Here is a 2745-nt window from a genome sequence, read left to right on the forward strand (position 1 = left end):
AGCCGCCTGAGCAATCTTGAAATGCCGGTCCGGCCGCCGGCCCTCCGGTGATTGCGGCAGGGCGACAAGAAGCGCCGCTTCCGCCACCGTCAGCCGCCGCGGCTCCTTGCCGAAATAGGCAAGGCTTGCGGCCCGCACACCCTCGAGATTGCCGCCATAGGGCGCGTGGGTCAGGTAGAGTTCGAGGATTTCCTTCTTGGACAGCCGCCGCTCGATCTGGACCGCGCGCACGACCTGGCGGAGCTTTGCCGTCAGGGAGCGGCTCTCGCGGGGCTCGATCAGCCGCGCCACCTGCATCGACAGCGTCGAAGCTCCCGAGACGACATGACCGTTGGTGACGAGCTGCAGCATCGCTCGGCCGAGCGCCCACGGATCGACGCCGGCATGCTCGTAGAAACGCTGGTCCTCATAGGCGACCAGCATTTTCAGGAAGCGCGGGTCGACGTTTTCGATCGTCGTGCGAAGCCGCCAGCGGCCTTCCGGCGTCGCGAAGGCGCGCAGCAGCTCGCCATCCGCATCCAGCACTTCGGCGGAAACCACCCGCGCCTTTTCGAGCGGCGGCGGATAGGCCCTGTCGACAGCTTCGAGGCCGACGATCAGCCCCGCCGCAACGACGAGGCCGATAGCCAGACCGATCGAAAGTTTCCACCTGAGCTTCATCGGAACGAGCTGCCGCTTACTGGGCGGCAAGCACCTCCATCTTGCCCATTGCGGTACGGGCCGAGAACTGCGGACGATACATGTCCTCGACCTGGGCAGCCGGATGATCGTAGACGCCGGGGGTTACGGCGCGGACCACATAGGCAAGCGTGATCTCGCGGTTGTCGCCGGCGCTCCGGTCGAAGGCCGCAACGAACCGGTCGTTGCGGAACTCGGTATGGGCTGCCTGCACCTCCTCGATCCAATCGAAATTGGCAAGGCTCGCACTGTTGACGATGCTCGGATTGTCGATCTCGAACCCGGCCGGCAGAAGGTCGGTGACGACGATGCGCGACGGCCAGTTGTTGCTCTCGGTGATCATGATCACCGCGACATAACGCTGGTTCTGCTGCGCTTCGCTGACATTGGCCTCCTCGCCGTCCATCGAATAGTAGGTGCGGGTGATCTTGAACCCGTCACCACCGGCCGGCAGCGGCTGTGCCGGCGCCGCGACCGTGGTGATCGAGGCAGACAGCGGATCGGCACTGTTGTTCTTGACGGTCAGCGGATGGCCGATCAGCGCATCGCCGGTCATCTGCGACATCAGCGTGCCGCGATGGTCGGCGCCGTTGACCTGCAGGCGCAGACCGTCGTCACCGTTCTGCAGCGCACGGGCGGCGAGCAGCATCCAGGTCTGTTCCTGGGTGCTGGTGTATTTCTTCTGCCCCCATTCCTTGGCAACTATGGTGGCGAGTGCCGGGACGATCGGCGGCACCGGCCGGCTTTCGGCGGCGAGCGCCAGAACCGCGGCACCGTCTCGCAAGGACGAGCCATAGTCCGAACGCGACAGGCTGACCCGGTGGATCTGCGCGTCCTGCGACATCTGCAGCGAGGCCGCGAAGATATTCTTTGACCGCTGCGCATCGCCATAAAGTGCCAGCGCCGCGGCAATATGGGCTTTGGCGAGCGGCGTCGGGAAGTCGTTCAGCATCGTGTCGGCGTAATAACGCAGGTCGCTGATCGCGGCCTTGCGGTTGCGGGCGAGCACATAGAGCGCATAGGCGATCTCGTTGCCCTGATCCTTGATGTTGTTGGTGAAGCCGAGCGAGTTCTGCAGGCTGTCGAGAGCCTGGACGAGCGCCTGTTCAGGCACATCGTAACCCTGTTCGCGGGCGCGGCTGAGGAAGTCGCTTACGTAGGAATCGAGCCACAGATCGCCGCCGCCCGGCCCCCAGAGGCCGAAACTGCCGGCCGAGGACTGGTAGGACAGCACGCGGTAGATCGCATCCTGCACCCGCTTCTTGACTTCCGTATCGTCGGCAAGGCCGTTCTGCACCGCCATCTGGCTGAGATAGAGAAGCGGCAAGGCGCGGCTGGTCGTCTGTTCGGCGCAGCCATAGGGATACCGGCTGAGGCTCATCAGCAGTGCCGGGATGTCGAAGGCGGTGGAACGGCTGACATTCACGCTGATCGAGGCACCGGGCAGGATGCTGTCGGCAAGCAGGTTGGCATCGACCGTGACGCTGGCGCCGGGCTTCAGCTCGACGAGCCGCTGCTGGGTGATCGGCATGGCTGCCGGCCGCACCGGAATATCGAGCACCTGGTCGAGCGACATGCCCGACGCATTCGAAAGGCGGATCGAGATCGACCCGTCGCCCGGCTCGACGCCGCGAAGCGCCAGCGTGACATCCGACTTGCCGCCGGCGGCAAGCGTTATCTTTCCGGTCCCCTTCTGATCGACGGAGACAGGTTTGTTGGTGGTGATCGCGAGCTGGTAATCGCCGGCCGGCGCATCGGTATTGGCGATGTCGAGCCTGAGATTGGTCTGGTCGCCAGGCGCCAGGAAGCGCGGCAGGCTGGCTGTGACCACAACCGGATCACGGATCACCACATCCTTGACGCCGTGCCCGACGCCGGTCTTCGACCAGGCAACCGCCATGACGCGCGCCGTGCCGTTGAACTGCGGAATGTCGAAGGAGACATTTGCCTTGCCCTGCGCATCGAGTTTCACCGGGCCTGAGAAGAAGGCGATCAGCTTTTCCTTCGGCGGGCTCGACTGCAGCGCCGCGCTGCCGCCGTCCCCGCCGGTGCGAAGCCGACCGGTCG

Annotated in this window: 2 protein-coding genes; both read right to left on the reverse strand. The window is 64.9% G+C overall.

The features are described 5' to 3' along the window. Positions 1 to 660, reverse strand: a 660-nt coding sequence (locus MOV61_RS29405; RefSeq protein WP_247139114.1) for a transglycosylase domain-containing protein, incomplete at its 3' end; no start/stop codon positions are given. 16 nt (positions 661 to 676) lie between these two features. Next, the coding region (locus MOV61_RS29410; RefSeq protein WP_309493878.1) for an alpha-2-macroglobulin family protein at positions 677 to 2745 on the reverse strand (2069 nt) is incomplete at its 5' end.

The sequence above is a fragment of the Neorhizobium sp. BETTINA12A genome (assembly GCF_023006485.1).
GTDB lineage: Bacteria > Pseudomonadota > Alphaproteobacteria > Rhizobiales > Rhizobiaceae > Neorhizobium.